The following is an 18,719-nucleotide window of genomic DNA, read 5'->3' as shown; positions in this document are numbered from 1 at the left end:
ACACTAGATCGCGTGTTATAGAAGCTTTGTGTCAGTATCAGTATGAATCTATGGGTGACTTTGCATTAGGGTTTGCTGAACTAATTGAAGTGGTCGCAATTATAGCGGCTTGATAACCGACGAGAGTTGGGAAGAGTAATTATTAATACTAGGCGCTTAGTTTAATCTAAGTGCCTAGCTCTAATATAATATCCGTACAGCCTTGTTTGCACTTTACTATGCCTTTACCAGGCTCGCTGGTGGCTAAATCAAGTGTTAAAACCCCATTACACTTCTCACACTCTAATGTTTTGCCTTGCGCTAATTGCTTGAGCATATTGCGCTGCTTATGAAATGAGTCGCTTGCTTTTTATTTAATCCTGAAAAATCCACTACTTTGCTCGCTTTTGTTCTAATGCTTCAGTCACTATTTTACATACCGTATTTAAACGGTCGTCATAAAAATAAAGGTTTAAGTCACGCTCACGACAATAGCGTAGGTGAAATAACTGAACAGAGTCATCTGTTGTAAACGTTTTTTCTACATACTCACCTTCAGATTCAGATAGTTTAAGTTGACTGCTGATCCTATTTTTAGCCATATTTGCAGCTGGGCTTCTATTGACCTTGCTTGCATCACTTAAAAAGCCGATGCCTTCACCTAGTAACCTTTCGCGAGGTTCTTTTATAAGTGGGTGATCGATTGTAAAAAAGGCAAGGATCACAACTACCAAAATAATAAATTTTTTCATGGATACGTAAACCTTGATCTAAGTAGGGTTGAATTACCATGCAGTGTAATAAACTGCATTTAAAAGCAAGTAACTGGGATGAATAAATTATTAGCAATCTATACCAGTAATTTTAACCAACATTGTTATAATGGTTAACAGCAGTCAGATATTTCTGAAATATCTGAAAGTATTCGAGAAGGCAATTTATTAAAGTAAATATGCCTAGCAAGTAACTTGCTAGCTTTAAGTATAGAGTACTTGAGTATTGCTGGATTTTTATTTCCAAGCGGCGTTGAGGAACTTCGATGGACAAGCAAATTAAAGTAAAGAATATCCCTGTAGAGGTGAAAATCCAAAAACCGGATTTAAGCCGTCAAGATGATAGGTTCAATCCCCGAAATCGTATTTATGTGCGTGCTGTAAAAGGCCTACATCAATTACTTAGACAGCGCATTGGCTTCTTAGGCCTGCTTGCGTTTATGTTACTACCTTGGATTAATTTTAATGGCCAGCAAGCTGTGCTGTTTGATCTAATTGGTCAAAAATACAATATTTTTGGTTTAACGCTATGGCCTCAAGATTTTACTATATTAGCGTTTATCTTTATGTTGGCAGCATTTGCGTTGTTTTTAGTGACCACCTTCTATGGACGGGTGTGGTGTGGCTACACATGTCCGCAAACTGTTTGGACTTTTATTTTTATTTGGTTCGAAGAAAAGCTTGAAGGCACGGCTAATCAACGTAAAAAACTCGATCAACGACCCATGAATTTTGATAAGTTTTGGCGTAAGACGGCAAAGCATACTAGTTGGGTATTGTTTTCGTTGTATACCGCAATTTCTTTTGTTGGTTATTTTACGCCAATAAGGGAGTTACTCCCTGACTTTGTAACGTTTGATATAGGCGGTTATGCACTAGTCAGCATTATTTTCTTTGCTGCGTGTACCTATGGTAATGCCGGTTGGATGCGAGAAATTATGTGTTTACACATTTGCCCTTACTCTCGTTTTCAATCAGCTATGTTTGATAAAGACACATACACAGTAACGTACGACGAAAGCCGAGGTGAAAGCCGTGGTCCTCGTTCACGTAAAGTAGACCATAAAGATTTAGAGTTAGGCGACTGTATAGACTGTAACTTGTGCGTTCAAGTGTGCCCAACAGGTATTGATATTAGAAATGGGCTACAAGCTGAGTGTATCAACTGTGGTGCATGTATTGATGCGTGTGATGGCGTAATGGATAAAATGGAATATCCGCGTGGGCTTATTTCATATACGACTGAGCGAAATCTCGAAACCCCAGAAAATAAAACGAATCCACTGCGAGCTAAAATTATTGGTTACACGGTCATACTTGTTGTGCTTACGGGAGCGCTTGTCGCTAATATAGCACTGCGTAAAACAATGGACTTTGATATTATTCGTGACCGAAACCAATTATATCGTGTCGATTTTGATGGTTTAGTAGAGAACACCTATACATTAAAGGTAATTAATAAAGCGCAGTATGAGCAAACCTTTAATATTAAAGTACAAGGGTTAGATAACTTTAAGTATATTGGTAAGCAGTCATTTACTGTGCAGGCAGGGGAATCTCATAACGTACCATTGTCACTTGTAATGGACCCTTATGATTTGAAGGCGCCGATGACTGAGTTTAATTTTGTGCTTTCACCGGTTAGTGAGCCGGATGAGACAATATCGCAGTCGAGTAACTTTTTTAAAGCGCGATAATCGCAACTTACCTTAATTAGGTAAGTTGATATAGCAATTAACAAAAGCGGGTATATAACCCGCTTTTATTTTATATAAGAAGAGTATGAGTAAATTTAGTTTTATTGACTTAACACCTGACCTAATACTCGATGCAATAGAAAGCGTAGGTGTGTACGCCGAATCTGGTTTATTAGCGCTCAATAGCTATGAAAACAGAGTGTACCAATTTAAAGCCGATGATGGCCTGCGTTACGTAGTGAAGTTTTATCGCCCAGAGCGATGGAGTAAAGAGCAAATTCAAGAAGAGCATGACTTTGCATTTGAACTAGCGGATGCAGAAGTACCCGTTGTTGCCCCTATTTTATATAATGGGCAAAGCTTGTTTGAACACGAAGGGTATTTGTTTGTGTTGTTTCCAAGTGTAGGCGGGCGTTTATTTGAGGTTGATAATTTAGATCAGCTTGATGTAATGGGGCGATTAATTGGCCGTATGCACCAAGTAGCTAAAACAAAACCTTTTACTTATAGGCCAACAGTTACCTGCGAGGAGTATTTGCATACAGCCAAAGTTCATCTTCAGAAAAGTAACTTAGTGCCAATGGGAATAAATACTGCCTTTTATACTATTTTAGATTTAGTGATAGAGCAGGCGCAAAAACAGTATAAAGATGTGCAAAGTATTCGCTTACATGGTGACTGCCACGTTGGTAATATTTTATGGGCAGGTGATGCGCTAATGTTTGTTGATTTAGATGACAGCCGCCAAGGTCCTGCAATCCAAGATTTATGGATGATGCTCAGTGGCGATAGAGCGACGCAACTGTTACAGTTAGACACCCTTGTAAATGCGTATGAAGAGTTTTGTGATTTTGATCACTCTCAACTCAAATTAATTGAACCGCTGCGAGCAATGCGTATTATTCATTATATGGGATGGGTAGCTAAACGATGGAGCGATCCTGCTTTTGTGCGGAACTTTACATGGTTTGCTGATGACAAATACTGGGAGCAACAAATTTTAGCACTGAAGGAGCAACTTGCAGCATTGCAAGAAGCACCGTTAAAGTTATTGCCGTAATATTTTATTTAAAGACAAGTACAACGAGATACAAATGCTTAAAAAATTAAAACTGAGTTTATTACTTTTATGTTTACCATTTGCAGCACTTGCTGCACAGTTTGAAGTTGATAATCAATACACTGTTATTGATGTAGACAAAAGCAAGTCACCGCAAGTAACCGAGTTTTTCTCATTTTACTGTCCACATTGTTTTAAGTTTGAACCAGTAGCAAAAGCAATTGAAAAAGGCTTGCCAGAAGGCGCTGAGTTTATTAAAAACCACGTTAACTTTTTAGGTGGCGTGTCACCACAAGCACAAAGCAATTTAAGCTTTGCCTACTTAATTGCTAAGCAGCATGGTCAGGCGCAAAGTATTAGCGATCAAATTTTTAAAAGTATTCATGTTCAACGTGCACCATTAACTGAAATGAAAGACGTTAAAAAATTACTTGAAGTAAACGGTATTGATAGCGCAACATTTGATCAAGAGATTGCAAGCATGCCAGTCATTTCAGCTGAGCAAGCAATGCAAGACAAACAAAATAAATATTCAAAATTAGGCGCACTTACAGGTGTACCTACTTTTATTGTTAACGATAAATATAAAATAAACCTCAACACCATCAAAAATCAAAAAGAACTTGATGAGTTAGTAGCGTTTTTATTAGCACTATAAATTTCGGAGTATAATAATGATTAAATTAGTTAAAGCAGGTTTGCTTGCAATATTACTTCCTATGGCAGCAACAAGCTTTGCAGCAACGTATGAAGAAGGCGTGCATTACGACGTAGTTTCTGAGCGTGCAACTAAAAGCCAGAGGTTAAAGAGTTTTTCTCATTTTACTGCCCTGCATGTAATAACATGGAAGCACTAATTGGTGAGTTTAAGCCTAAGCTTGATAAAAACGTTAAATTTAAAAAGAGCCATGTTGATTTTGTAGGTGTACGTGACCCAGAAAACCAACAGATGATGAGCCAAGCACTGGCGACAGCTGAAGTGCTTCCACAAAAAGATCAGATTATTTCTGCAATCTTTAATCATATCCATACAAAGCGCGCTAAATTTAATGAGCTTGCAGATGTAAAAGATATATTTGTAGCGCAGGGCGTTGATGGTGATAAGTTTGATAAGCTGTTTAAAAGCTTCTCGGTACGTACGCTGAGCTCTAAAATGAAACGCGATCAAGACTACTTTAAAGAAAAAGGCGCACTACGTGGCGTACCTACCTTTATTGTAAATGGTAAGTACAAATTAAACCTAGGTCGTGAGTCGGGTATTACTAAACCTGAAGACATTAGCAAATTAATTAATTACTTAGCTAACAAGTAAGTTTAGCTAAAATAAAAAAAGCTCCTTAAGGAGCTTTTTTTATGGGTAACGTTTACTGAGCGTATTTATTTGCGCTGTAAGAAAACGCCCGACTCAATGTGATGCGTATAAGGGAACTGATCAAATATAGCAAAGCGCTTAACGTTATGCGTACGTGTTAAGTGATCAAGGTCACGCTCAAGAGTTTCAGGATTACAGGATATATAAATTATGTTTTCGTAGTTAGCCACAAGGTCACACGTTAATTCATCCATGCCCGCGCGTGGTGGATCAACTAATATGGTTTGGCAATCATAGCTTTTTAAATCAATCCCTTCTAAACGCGAAAAAGTACGCTCGCCATTCATTGCTTGAGTAAACTCTTCACTCGACATACGAATAATATCTAAGTTTTCTACGTTGTTTTTAGCAATGTTGTATTGAGCAGAGTGAACAGATGATTTTGATATTTCCGTCGCTAATACTTTATTAAAACAGCCCGCTAATGCAATTGAAAAGTTACCGTTACCGCAATACAGTTCTAATAAATCATTTTTAAGTGGTTTACATAAATCTTGCGCCCACTCCAGCATATTAATATTTACTTTTGCATTAGGCTGAGTAAAGCTATTTTCTACTTGTTGATAAATAAGCTCTTGACCATTAACTGTTAAACGCTCAGTTACAAAGTCATCACCCAGCACTTCTTTTTGTTTGCGAGCACGGCCTATAAAGTCAATTTTGTATTTACTGCTAAGCTTTTCTTTCAGTGCTTTAATTTCACTTAACCATTCATCATCCAGTGGTTTGTGATAAAGCAAGCTTACTAAAATTTCACCGCTTAGCGTTGATAGGTAATCGATTTGAAATAACTTACGGCGTAATATTTCACAAGGCTTAAGATTCTCAATCATCACCTGCATTATTTCACCTACTAGAGGCGCTGCTGGATCAAATGTATCAACACGGATTTTTTCTTTTGTTTGTTGATCAAACATAATGTGAAACAGATCGTCACCGTCGTGCCATACTCTAAATTCAGCACGTTGGCGGTAGTTAGTTGGCTCTGAGCTAAATACTTCTAATTGCTCCACACCAAAACGTTGAAACTGCGCACTAATACGCTGCTCTTTTTCACTTAACTGCGCTTGGTACTGTGTGGTATCTATTTTAATAACTGCCATTAACGCTACTACCTTATCTAAGATCTGTTTATCGGCGCTATTGTAGGGAGCGCTGCGTATTTGTCTAGTTTTGGCTAGCATTTATGCTGTTTTATTGAACATTGTACTTTAGTTTTTATTGTTATAGCCGATAATAAACTACGCACGCTTAGGAGACGAATCATGAAAATAGGTAATTATGGCTTTACGCCAAACAACAACATCAATAAATTCAATAATAAAGCTGATATACAGCAACCTACAATTACGTCTCCTCAAGATAGCTATCAACAACGAGGCCGAGAGTTGGCTGCAAAGGTGCTTGGCGATAAAATGGCTGAGCAGCTTGGATTACCTATCGCAGAAAAAAAAGCAGATAAACCACTATTTGATTTTGATGAAATAGTAAAAAACGTACTCGATTTTGTAAGTAGTGCTGTAAATAAAGCAAAAGCTAACGGCGCTGATGACGAAAAGCTCAAAGATATGCTAGGCGATGCGCGCAAAGGAGTCCAAATAGGGATTGATGACGCTGTTGATGAACTCAAAGGTACTGGCGTATTTAATGATGACATGGAAGAGGGCATTAATAAGTCCAAAGAGGGAATTTACAATGGGCTGGATAAGTTTGAAGAGTCGTTATTTAACCCACAACCTGCCAGCGTAAATATAAGCCAGGCTCAATATGTCAGTATGACTAGCAATGCAGAGTATAAATTCACTACCGCAGAAGGCGATGAGGTAAGTATTAGCTTTGCTGATGCATTTGAATCTCAATCGGCAAGTGGCTATCAGCAAAACAGTAATAGTGAGTCGTTTGCAAGCTCATCATCGCAATCTCGACAGGTATCATTTTCGATGTCGGTAAATGGTGACTTAAACGAGCAAGAGCAAGAAGCTATTAATGCGATGATGGAAGACTTACAAGATCTAAGTAAAACCTTTTTTGGTGGTGATTTAGATGAAGCATTTGAACAAGCGCAAGAGCTGAGTTTAGACAGCGATCAGCTGGTGGCTTTTTCTATGGATTTACGCCAAACAAAAACAATAGCAACAGTTAAAAGCTATGAAGAATATAAACCAGCACCAGAAAAACAAGTAGCAGAGGGGTTAGCCCCTTTTAATGACGACCTTAAAAATGCTTTTGAAAAAGCGGGTGAGCTTGGATTACAAAATCAGCTAGCTGGCATTCTCCAATGGTTAAATCAAGATCAGGAACAAATAGATAAGTTAGTAGATTATACAAAGTCTATGTTCGAAAACCTTAATCAGTTAAATTCAGCAGCCGACAGGCTTACTGATTTAGAAGCCACGCAAAGTTAAACTACTTTCTTTTATAAAAACCTCATGGCAAACTGCCGATCTTAAAGTAAAGTAGGAACGGTAGTTTGTCAGCGCATATAATGGTCTTTGATTCAGGTATTGGTGGAACTACTGTACTTGAACATATCAAGCAAAGTATCCCCAATGCTCAGTACAGCTATTTTATGGATAATGCATTACTACCTTATGGTGCTCAGTCCCAACAAACTATAATTAACCGATTATGTTCACTTATTCATTTCATCAAAGCCAACACGCTTAACGTCGATTTAATTGTAATAGCGTGTAACACCGCTTCTACATCTGCACTCAGCGCTGTTCGCCAAATTACGGATATTCCTATTGTAGGTGTTGTACCAGCAATAAAGCCTGCGGCAGAATTAACACGCTCAAATCATATTGGCTTGTTAGCCACACCGGCAACGGTCGCCAGTTCATACACAAAAACATTAATTGCTGAACATGCACGTAATGTAATCGTTAACCTTTATAGCAGTGTTGAATTAGTAACGTTAGCTGAGAAATGCTTTTTTACAGGCTCTTTCGATACAAATAAGTTGTATCAAGTACTTGATGAACTACATATAGATAAAACTATAGATGTACTTGTACTAGGGTGTACGCACTTTCCGATATTAGCAGGGCCGATTAGTCAGTACTTTGAAGGGAATGTAAAATTACTTGATTCAGGTGTAGCGATAGCAAATAGAGTCAACTTCCTACTTAACCAACTTAACTTATGTGTGGATAAACAAACAGACATAAAAAAGCCGCTGCAATATTATGCAACGGCTGATGTGTTTAGCAATAAGCTAGCGGTAAAGCTAGTTACACTGACTGATCCGTCTCAGTACGTAGAGCATTAGAATCATCTTCTTGTTTTTGTTTTGCTTCACGTACCTTTAAAGTACGTTGTTGGAACTCGCTATCGTTCAAGTTATCAATTGCATTGTCTGCATCAGCTTGCGCCATTTCAACAAAACCAAATCCACGACGTTTGCCAGTATTCTTATCCTTTAATAAACGAACATTGAATACTTTGCCTTGTTCTTCAAATAATGCACGAACCACACCTTCGTTTGCACGATAAGGAAGGTTACCAACATAAAGCGTTTTTGTTTTAACTTCAGCTTCTTCAGTCACATCAGATGATATTGCAGCAATAGCAATCGCACCTATTAATAAACCAGCACCAAATAGTAATGCAGGGTCTAAAGCTAAGCCGCCTAAAGCAAACTCAACAACAACAAAACCAACTACAGCAAGAATAACAGAGAAGATAAAAGATTTTTGATCGGGTAATTTCATTTTAGATCTACCAATAAACAGGAAATAAACATTAATTTAACATTGTGAACTTGCTATCTTAACGCCTAAATCAAACATAGCAATGATATTTGTATTAAATAATAAATAAGAGCATAAAAAAGCATCATCTTAGACGGGTTTTCATGTGGTTTTACGTGGTTTTGTTCTATTTTTGTTCGAACAGTAAAAAGATCTAAAAAAAGGGTTGATCTGTTTTCGGATCTCCCTATAATGCGACCCCACTGAGACGGGAAACGGCAACGCATAGCGAGGCACGAACTACTCAGAGAGTTAAATAAAACTTCGGTTTTAAATCTTCCAAAAGAAAGTTTAAAACTAAGTCTTGACTCGAAAAATAAAGGGTGTATTATTCGCATCCCTTGAGACGCTAAAGCGACTCAAAACGTTCTTTAACAATATAAAGCAATCATCTGTGTGGGCACTCGTACAGATTGAGTTCTAACAGCCAAGCTACTTCGTTCTTTATTGAGCAAGTAATGAGGCAAACAAATTAGAGTCTCAATTGAAACTGAGTGACCATATGTTATTAAAAGATTCAGCCTTGAGCTGTTTTGATTTCACTTTTTTAAAAGTGAAAATAATAACGCACAGTCAATTCGTTTTTGGCAACAAAAACAAAAATTCAGAATTCATTGAGCTGTCGAAAGACATAAAACTTTTTAATTGAAGAGTTTGATCATGGCTCAGATTGAACGCTGGCGGCAGGCCTAACACATGCAAGTCGAGCGGTAACAGAAAGTAGCTTGCTATTTTGCTGACGAGCGGCGGACGGGTGAGTAATGCTTGGGAACATGCCTTGAGGTGGGGGACAACAGTTGGAAACGACTGCTAATACCGCATAATGTCTACGGACCAAAGGGGGCTTCGGCTCTCGCCTTTAGATTGGCCCAAGTGGGATTAGCTAGTTGGTGAGGTAATGGCTCACCAAGGCGACGATCCCTAGCTGGTTTGAGAGGATGATCAGCCACACTGGGACTGAGACACGGCCCAGACTCCTACGGGAGGCAGCAGTGGGGAATATTGCACAATGGGCGCAAGCCTGATGCAGCCATGCCGCGTGTGTGAAGAAGGCCTTCGGGTTGTAAAGCACTTTCAGTCAGGAGGAAAGCGTGGTGGTTAATACCCATCATGTGTGACGTTACTGACAGAAGAAGCACCGGCTAACTCCGTGCCAGCAGCCGCGGTAATACGGAGGGTGCGAGCGTTAATCGGAATTACTGGGCGTAAAGCGTACGCAGGCGGTTTGTTAAGCGAGATGTGAAAGCCCCGGGCTCAACCTGGGAACTGCATTTCGAACTGGCAAACTAGAGTGTGATAGAGGGTGGTAGAATTTCAGGTGTAGCGGTGAAATGCGTAGAGATCTGAAGGAATACCGATGGCGAAGGCAGCCACCTGGGTCAACACTGACGCTCATGTACGAAAGCGTGGGGAGCAAACGGGATTAGATACCCCGGTAGTCCACGCCGTAAACGATGTCTACTAGAAGCTCGGAGCCTCGGCTCTGTTTTTCAAAGCTAACGCATTAAGTAGACCGCCTGGGGAGTACGGCCGCAAGGTTAAAACTCAAATGAATTGACGGGGGCCCGCACAAGCGGTGGAGCATGTGGTTTAATTCGATGCAACGCGAAGAACCTTACCTACACTTGACATACAGAGAACTTACCAGAGATGGTTTGGTGCCTTCGGGAACTCTGATACAGGTGCTGCATGGCTGTCGTCAGCTCGTGTTGTGAGATGTTGGGTTAAGTCCCGCAACGAGCGCAACCCCTATCCTTAGTTGCTAGCAGGTAATGCTGAGAACTCTAAGGAGACTGCCGGTGATAAACCGGAGGAAGGTGGGGACGACGTCAAGTCATCATGGCCCTTACGTGTAGGGCTACACACGTGCTACAATGGCGCATACAGAGTGCTGCGAACTCGCGAGAGTAAGCGAATCACTTAAAGTGCGTCGTAGTCCGGATTGGAGTCTGCAACTCGACTCCATGAAGTCGGAATCGCTAGTAATCGCGTATCAGAATGACGCGGTGAATACGTTCCCGGGCCTTGTACACACCGCCCGTCACACCATGGGAGTGGGTTGCTCCAGAAGTAGATAGTCTAACCCTCGGGAGGACGTTTACCACGGAGTGATTCATGACTGGGGTGAAGTCGTAACAAGGTAGCCCTAGGGGAACCTGGGGCTGGATCACCTCCTTATACGATTTAGAACTTATTTGTTCGTAGTGTCCACACAGATGATTGTTATTGTAAAGAGAACAACACTTATTGTTTTGGGTCTGTAGCTCAGCTGGTTAGAGCGCACCCCTGATAAGGGTGAGGTCGGTAGTTCAAATCTACTCAGACCCACCACTTCTTGTCTAATCAAGAAGATGGTTAAAACAGTAAGTACCAGCATATGTGGGGCTATAGCTCAGCTGGGAGAGCGCCTGCCTTGCACGCAGGAGGTCAGCAGTTCGATCCTGCTTAGCTCCACCACTTTTACTTCTTAAAAATAAATATTCTTTATCGGGCCATTAACCGCCTGAGAATAGAGTGTGTTTAATTTTGAGAGGTTTTTGTATCTCTTGCTCTTTAAAAATTTGGAAAAGCTGATAATAAAATTCTGATAGATACTTTGTATTTATCAAGAGTTTTCAAAAGTAAAAAAAGAATGGTAGCAGTACCATTCAGTGCCATTTAATTAACGTTTACGTTGATTGATTGGTATCTACTTTAGTATTCAATATTAACTTCTGGCGAAGTTAAACTGTCACACAACAAAGACCCGTTTGGGTTGTATGGTTAAGTGACTAAGCGTACACGGTGGATGCCTTGGCAGTTGGAGGCGATGAAGGACGTATTAACTTGCGATAAGCCTAGTCAAGCTAGTAAAAAGCGCTTGAGACTAGGATTTCCGAATGGGGAAACCCACCTGCTTGCAGGTATCGTTAACTGAATACATAGGTTAACGAGGCGAACGCGGAGAACTGAAACATCTAAGTACCCGTAGGAAAAGAAATCAACCGAGATTCCGAAAGTAGCGGCGAGCGAAATCGGAACAGCCCTTAAGCTTATTATGTGTTAATGGAAGGCTCTGGAAAGTGCCACGATACAGGGTGATAGTCCCGTACATGAAAAGACATTTTAAGTGAAATCGAGTAGGTCGGAGCACGTGAAACTTTGACTGAATATAGGTGGACCATCATCTAAGGCTAAATACTCCCAACTGACCGATAGTGAACCAGTACCGTGAGGGAAAGGCGAAAAGAACCCCTGTGAGGGGAGTGAAATAGAACCTGAAACCGTGTACGTACAAGCAGTAGGAGCCTACTTGTTGGGTGACTGCGTACCTTTTGTATAATGGGTCAGCGACTTATATTTTGTAGCGAGGTTAACCGAATAGGGTAGCCGTAGGGAAACCGAGTCTTAACTGGGCGACTAGTTGCAAGGTATAGACCCGAAACCCGGTGATCTAGCCATGGGCAGGTTGAAGGTTGAGTAACATCAACTGGAGGACCGAACCCACTAACGTTGAAAAGTTAGGGGATGACCTGTGGCTAGGAGTGAAAGGCTAATCAAACCGGGAGATAGCTGGTTCTCCCCGAAATCTATTTAGGTAGAGCCTCGGACGAATACTTACGGGGGTAGAGCACTGTTAAGGCTAGGGGGTCATCCCGACTTACCAACCCTTTGCAAACTCCGAATACCGTAAAGTAATATCCGGGAGACACACGGCGGGTGCTAACGTCCGTCGTGAAGAGGGAAACAACCCAGACCGCCAGCTAAGGTCCCAAAGTCATAGTTAAGTGGGAAACGATGTGGAAAGGCCCAGACAGCCAGGAGGTTGGCTTAGAAGCAGCCATCCTTTAAAGAAAGCGTAATAGCTCACTGGTCGAGTCGGTCTGCGCGGAAGATGTAACGGGGCTAAACTATGCACCGAAGCTGCGGATTCAGAATTTATTCTGAGTGGTAGGGGAGCGTTCTGTAAGCGGTTGAAGGTGTACCGGGAGGTATGCTGGACGTATCAGAAGTGCGAATGCTGACATGAGTAACGATAATGGGAGTGAAAAACTCCCACGCCGGAAGACCAAGGGTTCCTATCCCATGTTAATCAGGGTAGGGTAAGTCGACCCCTAAGGCGAGGCCGAAAGGCGTAGTCGATGGGAAACAGATTAATATTTCTGTACTCGATATAATTGCGATGGGGGGACGGAGCAGGCTAAACAAGCATGGCGTTGGTAGTCCATGTGAAAGTGAGTAGGTTGGCGACTTAGGTAAATCCGGGTTGCTATTAAGACTGAGACACGAGACGAGTCACTACGGTGATGAAGTTGTTGATGCCATACTTCCAGGAAAAGCCTCTAAGCTTCAGATTATATGGAATCGTACCCCAAACCGACACAGGTGGTCAGGTAGAGAATACTAAGGCGCTTGAGAGAACTCGGGTGAAGGAACTAGGCAAAATCGTACCGTAACTTCGGGAGAAGGTACGCTCCTATCTGTGATGAGACTTGCTCTCTAAGCGGACGGGAGCCGCAGTGACCAGGTGGCTGGGACTGTTTATTAAAAACACAGCACTGTGCAAAATCGCAAGATGACGTATACGGTGTGACACCTGCCCGGTGCCGGAAGGTTAATTGATGGGGTTATCCTTAGGGAGAAGCTCTTGATCGAAGCCCCGGTAAACGGCGGCCGTAACTATAACGGTCCTAAGGTAGCGAAATTCCTTGTCGGGTAAGTTCCGACCTGCACGAATGGTGTAACCATGGCCACGCTGTCTCCACCCGAGACTCAGTGAAATTGAAATCGCAGTGAAGATGCTGTGTACCCGCGGCTAGACGGAAAGACCCCGTGAACCTTTACTACAGCTTGGCACTGAACATTGAACCTACATGTGTAGGATAGGTGGGAGACTTTGAAGCAGCGACGCTAGTTGTTGTGGAGTCGTCCTTGAAATACCACCCTTGTAGTTTTGATGTTCTAACGTTGGCCCCTGAATCGGGGTTACGGACAGTGCCTGGTGGGTAGTTTGACTGGGGCGGTCTCCTCCTAAAGAGTAACGGAGGAGCACGAAGGTTGGCTAAGTACGGTCGGACATCGTACGGTTAGTGTAATGGTAGAAGCCAGCTTAACTGCGAGACAGACACGTCGAGCAGGTACGAAAGTAGGTCATAGTGATCCGGTGGTTCTGAATGGAAGGGCCATCGCTCAACGGATAAAAGGTACTCCGGGGATAACAGGCTGATACCGCCCAAGAGTTCATATCGACGGCGGTGTTTGGCACCTCGATGTCGGCTCATCACATCCTGGGGCTGAAGTCGGTCCCAAGGGTATGGCTGTTCGCCATTTAAAGTGGTACGCGAGCTGGGTTTAGAACGTCGTGAGACAGTTCGGTCCCTATCTGCCGTGGGCGTTTGAGAATTGAGAGGGGTTGCTCCTAGTACGAGAGGACCGGAGTGAACGAACCGCTGGTGTTCGGGTTGTCATGCCAATGGCATTGCCCGGTAGCTACGTTCGGAACTGATAAGCGCTGAAAGCATCTAAGCGCGAAGCAGGCCTCGAGATGAGTTCTCACTAGACTTTTAAAGTCTCTGAAGGGCCGTTGAAGACTACAACGTTGATAGGCAAGATGTGGAAGTGGTGTGAGCCATTAAGCTAACTTGTACTAATTACCCGTGAGGCTTAACCATACAACGCCAAACGCGTTTTATGTGATAGTGAAACAAGCGAAGAAGTTAATATAACTAAAGTAGAAATTACTTAGAAAGACTTAAAAAATATTATCAGATATTTTCCAAATTCAAGAGGTGACTCTTAGCGCGTAGCGTTAAAGTTGAGGCACCTTGCGCAAAGAAAATGGTAGCACTACGTGCTTGTCATTGATTCTTTGCACCTAATTTGCTTGGTGACAATAGCGTTTTGGACCCACCTGATTCCATGCCGAACTCAGTAGTGAAACGAAACAGCGCCGATGATAGTGTAGCATTTGCTATGTGAAAGTAGGACATTACCAGGCTTCAAATTGTAGAGAGCCCGACTAGAAATAGTCGGGCTTTTTTACGTCTGAAGAAAAGTGAAATTCGCGCAATTAATACACACTCATATCGCGACACAAAGATAGTGTAGCATTTCACTGTGACTTCCTACCGCTGTGGGCACTACGACATCCTACTGCGTAGCGCACCGACTTCAAATTGTAGAGAGCCCGACTAGAAATAGTCGGGCTTTTTTACATCTGCAGAAAAGTGATTTAGGTATTCCTCTAGAGCGAAGGACTTCTTGGTAAATAATTTATATCGATCAGCAATAATATTTAATCAATTTGAGGGATTAAATCTGACCCTAACTGCGTTAAAAACCTCAAATATGAAACAACTGAATAACGAATTTTTGCCCTTCTTTTATCGACTCCGCTTAGTTATTGCTCTAATCTCAATTTATAGTCTGTTCCATTATCTCGTTTATAAAATGTGACAGAGTTCGTTTAGGTAAAATTAGAATAATAAGGGCTTAATCATGAGTAAAGTTGAAAACCATCCGCATGGTATTTTTTGTTGGTCAGAGCTTTGTACGCACAATTGGAAAGACGGTAAGGCGTTTTATACATCATTATTTGATTGGGGGCATGACGATCAACCTATTGGAGAGAACATATACTACACCATGCTACAAAAGCAAGGTGATGATATCGCTGCAATGTACGAAATGCCTAAAGAGCAAATTAGTGCAGGTATCCCAAGTCATTGGTTGGCTTACATTGCCGTCGAGAATGTTGATGATTGTGCGCTAAAAGCAAAAGAACTGGGTGCTGAAGTTATTGCCGGCCCTCATGATGTTATGAATGCAGGTCGCATGCTTATGCTAAAAGATCCAGTAGGCGCAACTGTTGCACTATGGCAGGGGAATGAGCATACAGGTTGTAAGCACTTAGGTGAATTAAATACGCCTTATTGGCATGAGTTAGCAACAAGAGATAGTAAAGTAAGTCGAGACTTTTACTGTGCTTTACTAGGCTGGGAAAGCGAAATAAAGCCTATGGAAGGGATGGACTACATTTTATTTTTAGTCGATGGACAACCAATTGCCGGTATGCTTGAAATGACAAGTGAATGGCCCGATGATACCCCTGCTCATTGGATGATTTATTTTGCAGTAGAGAGTTGCGATGTAATTGTTAGCAAAGCCGCTAGCTTAGGTGGACAAGTATGTGTTCCTGCAACAGATATCCCCGATGTTGGTCGTTTTAGTGTTATATGCGACCCTCAAGGTGCTGCATTTTCGGTGATCGAATCTGTTATGGATGACGTTTAAACACAGTTACATTAGCTTTAGCGTTAATTTGCTCGCTAGTTTGATATAATACTCGTCAATTAAATCGTCAGAAAGTGCAGAGAACGCAATGGAATTTGAACAAGATAGTAATTTAACCCTCCCTTTATTTCTATTAGATGAATCATTAAGTAATAGAGACTTAGAGCAGCCTGATTTTGAAATATCAATTGGACTTGATGATGAGTCACTTGCTCAAATTTGCCAGAACCCAAGTGAAGATAGCAGTGTCGCTATTACTGTTAGCGGTTATGAGTTGCTTATAACTAATCCTCTGTACTTAGCTATATTAGATCAAGAGCACGATGCGCAGATAACATTAACGCATGGCCCTCTTTTAAGTATTGTTTTGAATACTGAAGGTCAGAATACATTCGTTTCTCCTCAAATGGATATGATGCCCACATTTGATTTAGGTGATGAGGACGACGAATGAGAAAAATACTAATAAGTACGATAGTACTCATTATTTTAAGTGGTTGTGCATATTTGGGAAATGCTCACTACGATGATCTTTTTGGACCTGAACAAACACAAGAGAGAATGGTGCCTCATACCACAGGTGCTGGTGCTGATTTTTTACAAAATGTAAAACCTGTACTCGATACCCGCTGCGTCGTTTGTCATGGTTGTTACGATGCACCATGTCAACTGAAGCTCTCATCCCCTGAAGGTATTGACCGGGGGGTGAGTAAAGAGCTTGTTTACGATGGAACTCGTTTATTGGCAACGACCCCAAGCCGTTTATTATTTGATGCAACTAATACTCAGCAATGGCGAGAAAAAAACTTTACGCCAGTGCTAAATGAGCGCGTGCAAAGTGAAGAAGCTAACTTAGCGGGCAGTGTGTTATTTAATAGCCTGGTGCTAAAGCAAAGCCATGAATTGCCAGTAAATGAAGTGCTAGATGATGAGTTCGACTTTTCGTTAGCGCGTTCGCAAACCTGCGCAACAATGGGTGAGTTTGATCAATTGGCAAATGATCAACCTCATGGCGGCATGCCTTATGGTTTACCTGGTGTTTCGCGTGAAGAGTTTAATCATTTACAGAACTGGCTTAAAGGTGGTGGTAAAATGTCACATATTCAGCCACCGAGTAAATATGATCAGAATAAAATAGCGGGCTGGGAAGCATTTTTAAATCAAGATAGCTTAAAGTATCAGTTATCAGCACGGTATATTTATGAGCATTGGTTTTTAGCACATATTTATTTTACTTCAGAAAACCCACAAAGCTTTTTCAAACTAGTTCGCTCAAGTACGCCTCCTGGTGAGGAAATAAAGTTAATTAACACGCGTCGCCCATACGATGACCCTAAAGTTAGCCGTGTTTATTATCGTTTTATGCAAGAGCGTACAACCATACTTTCTAAAACACATTTACCTCTTGAGCTTAATGAAGCTAAATTACTGCGTTTATATGAGCAGTTTATTGCACCAGATTATACGGTTACGCAAATGCCGAGTTATGAGGCTAAGGCAGCATCTAACCCTTTTAAAACTTTCGAAGTTATTCCAATTAATTCTAAGTATCAATTTATGCTTGATGAGGCAGAGTTAATTATTATGGGCTTTATAAAAGGGCCTGTTTGTCGTGGTCAGATTGCTTTAAATGTTATAAACGATCATTTTTGGGTGGCTTTTGCTGATCCTAATAAAGTAGCGACTCCGGCTGTAGGGGAAATGCTAATGCAACATGAAGAGGCATTAGAGCTTCCTGCCGCTGAGGAAAGTAATGCCTTACCCATTTCTAGCTGGGTTAAATATTCAGTTCGCGAGAAAAAGTATTTACAGGCGAAAGTAGAGTTGGCTAACAAAATGTTCAAAGGTGGTGAGCACCTTACAACAGACTTACTTTGGAAAGGTGATGGACATAATAAAAATGCGGCACTAACTATTTTCCGCCATTTTGATAGTGCAACTGTAGTTAAAGGTTTTATTGGTCAAGAGCCTAAAACCACCTGGATATTAGATTATGCTTTGTTTGAGCGTATTCACTATTTGCTTGTAGCAGGCTTTGATGTGTACGGAAATATAGGCCATCAATTAGTGACACGCCTATATATGGATTTTTTACGTTTAGAGGGAGAGCAAAACTTTTTAGCATTGTTACCTGAGGCTAAACGTAATCAAATCAAAAAGCAGTGGTATCGTAACTCACCACCTGACTTATCTAAGTTCTTTAAAAATAACCGAGAATTTAGTCAGCCAAGTGGTATTAACTATAAAACTGATGATCCACAGCATGAGCTATATACTTTGATGAAAGAAGCCTTAGCGCCAGTTTTAAGTGAAAGATACAACTACACTGAAGTACCAAAGCCGTTAAATGTAGTAAGTAACATGCCAGCAAAAGCGGTAAACTTGTTACCTCAGCTTTCCTTTGTACTTGTAAAGCAAAAAGATGATAGCCATAAGGGCTACACTATTATTCACCATAATGCGCACTACAATATTTCTAGTTTACTAAACGAAGATGGTCAACGTGCTTATGAAGAAGATACCGCGACTATTGTTCCTGGCTTTATCGGTGATTACCCCGCAGCTATTTGGTATTTAAATAACGAGCAGCAAGTAAATGCTTTTGCCGAGCAATTGCCTATGATGCAAATAGAAGCCGATTATGGTGCTTTGAAATCTAAGTTTGGTATTCGACGTACTCATCCACAGTTTTGGCAATACAGCGATATATTGCACGATACAGCTAAAAAGTATCGTGGGATAGAATATGGAATGTTCGATTATAATCGATTAGAGAATCGCTAATATAATTTTACTACTATGGCCCAGCTTGAT

General features: G+C 41.2%; 11 protein-coding genes, 2 tRNA genes, 3 rRNA genes and 3 pseudogenes. 15 read left to right on the top strand and 4 right to left on the bottom strand.

The window, feature by feature from the left end:
* Nucleotides 1-139, top strand: a pseudogene (locus tag ABX891_RS16835) (UPF0149 family protein); the annotation flags it as partial.
* Between the two features lie 27 nt (nt 140-166).
* Here ABX891_RS16835 and ABX891_RS16830 read toward each other — a convergent pair.
* Nucleotides 167-372: pseudogene (locus ABX891_RS16830) on the bottom strand (hypothetical protein).
* Nucleotides 372-731 carry a hypothetical protein gene (locus ABX891_RS20585; RefSeq protein WP_002962051.1) on the bottom strand — a complete coding sequence of 120 codons (360 nt, stop codon included), beginning with the start codon at nt 729-731 and terminating at the stop codon, nt 372-374. The pseudogene ABX891_RS16830 and the gene ABX891_RS20585 overlap by 1 nt, the downstream one beginning before the upstream one ends.
* Nucleotides 732-1,018: 287 nt before the next feature.
* Between ABX891_RS20585 and ccoG the strand changes: the two genes are divergently transcribed.
* From ccoG to ABX891_RS16805, 4 genes and pseudogenes are all read left to right on the top strand, one after another.
* Nucleotides 1,019-2,449, top strand: a complete 1,431-nt coding sequence (ccoG, locus tag ABX891_RS16820) for a cytochrome c oxidase accessory protein CcoG (protein WP_294120288.1) — start codon at nt 1,019-1,021, stop codon at nt 2,447-2,449.
* A gap of 85 nt (nt 2,450-2,534) precedes the next feature.
* Complete coding sequence (locus ABX891_RS16815; protein ID WP_024596396.1) at nt 2,535-3,509, top strand: serine/threonine protein kinase; 975 nt, start codon at nt 2,535-2,537, stop codon at nt 3,507-3,509.
* Nucleotides 3,510-3,543: 34 nt separating this feature from the next.
* The gene (locus ABX891_RS16810; RefSeq protein ID WP_149594832.1) at nt 3,544-4,167 is read left to right on the top strand and encodes a thiol:disulfide interchange protein DsbA/DsbL; all 624 of its coding nucleotides are present in this window, start codon (nt 3,544-3,546) and stop codon (nt 4,165-4,167) included.
* 16 nt (nt 4,168-4,183) lie between these two features.
* Nucleotides 4,184-4,821, top strand: a pseudogene (locus ABX891_RS16805) (thiol:disulfide interchange protein DsbA/DsbL).
* A gap of 65 nt (nt 4,822-4,886) precedes the next feature.
* Here the strand turns inward: ABX891_RS16805 and trmA are convergent.
* On the bottom strand, nt 4,887-5,984 hold the full coding sequence (trmA, locus tag ABX891_RS16800; RefSeq protein WP_294120299.1) for a tRNA (uridine(54)-C5)-methyltransferase TrmA: 1,098 nt from the start codon (nt 5,982-5,984) through the stop codon (nt 4,887-4,889).
* A gap of 162 nt (nt 5,985-6,146) precedes the next feature.
* Between trmA and ABX891_RS16795 the strand changes: the two genes are divergently transcribed.
* Both ABX891_RS16795 and murI read left to right on the top strand, forming a co-directional pair.
* Nucleotides 6,147-7,286, top strand: a complete 1,140-nt coding sequence (locus tag ABX891_RS16795; protein ID WP_182197436.1) for a DUF5610 domain-containing protein — start codon at nt 6,147-6,149, stop codon at nt 7,284-7,286.
* 65 nt (nt 7,287-7,351) lie between these two features.
* Complete coding sequence (gene murI, locus ABX891_RS16790) at nt 7,352-8,152, top strand: glutamate racemase (RefSeq protein ID WP_294120296.1); 801 nt, start codon at nt 7,352-7,354, stop codon at nt 8,150-8,152.
* Here the strand turns inward: murI and ABX891_RS16785 are convergent.
* On the bottom strand, nt 8,115-8,594 hold the full coding sequence (locus ABX891_RS16785; protein ID WP_354628688.1) for an RNA recognition motif domain-containing protein: 480 nt from the start codon (nt 8,592-8,594) through the stop codon (nt 8,115-8,117). The two genes, murI and ABX891_RS16785, sit on opposite strands and share 38 nt — an antisense overlap.
* A gap of 681 nt (nt 8,595-9,275) precedes the next feature.
* Here ABX891_RS16785 and ABX891_RS16780 point away from each other — a divergent pair.
* From ABX891_RS16780 to ABX891_RS16745, 8 genes are all read left to right on the top strand, one after another.
* Nucleotides 9,276-10,811: ribosomal RNA gene (locus ABX891_RS16780) — 16S ribosomal RNA — on the top strand.
* A 76-nt stretch (nt 10,812-10,887) separates the two neighbouring features.
* Nucleotides 10,888-10,964: transfer RNA gene (locus ABX891_RS16775), tRNA-Ile, on the top strand.
* A 50-nt stretch (nt 10,965-11,014) separates the two neighbouring features.
* A tRNA-Ala gene (locus tag ABX891_RS16770) sits at nt 11,015-11,090 on the top strand.
* Nucleotides 11,091-11,394: 304 nt separating this feature from the next.
* Nucleotides 11,395-14,284, top strand: a 23S ribosomal RNA gene (locus ABX891_RS16765).
* A gap of 211 nt (nt 14,285-14,495) precedes the next feature.
* Nucleotides 14,496-14,610 (top strand): 5S ribosomal RNA (gene rrf / locus ABX891_RS16760).
* The 16S, 23S and 5S rRNA genes sit together here with 2 tRNA genes alongside, the layout of an rRNA operon.
* Nucleotides 14,611-15,110: 500 nt before the next feature.
* Nucleotides 15,111-15,905 (top strand): VOC family protein, encoded by a 795-nt coding sequence (locus ABX891_RS16755; RefSeq protein WP_354630082.1) that lies wholly within the window; start codon nt 15,111-15,113, stop codon nt 15,903-15,905.
* Between the two features lie 88 nt (nt 15,906-15,993).
* Nucleotides 15,994-16,359: a hypothetical protein gene (locus ABX891_RS16750; RefSeq protein WP_354630080.1), complete on the top strand. Its 366-nt coding sequence runs from the start codon at nt 15,994-15,996 to the stop codon at nt 16,357-16,359.
* The gene (locus ABX891_RS16745) at nt 16,356-18,689 is read left to right on the top strand and encodes a fatty acid cis/trans isomerase (protein ID WP_354630078.1); all 2,334 of its coding nucleotides are present in this window, start codon (nt 16,356-16,358) and stop codon (nt 18,687-18,689) included. Before ABX891_RS16750 ends, ABX891_RS16745 begins: the two co-directional genes overlap by 4 nt.
* Nucleotides 18,690-18,719 lie beyond the last annotated feature (30 nt).

This window comes from Pseudoalteromonas sp. NCIMB 1079, from assembly GCF_040567695.1.
Lineage (GTDB): Bacteria > Pseudomonadota > Gammaproteobacteria > Enterobacterales > Alteromonadaceae > Pseudoalteromonas > Pseudoalteromonas distincta.
The sequence above is the reverse complement of the archived record's forward strand: the minus strand, read 5'-3'. Positions and strand labels throughout refer to the sequence as shown.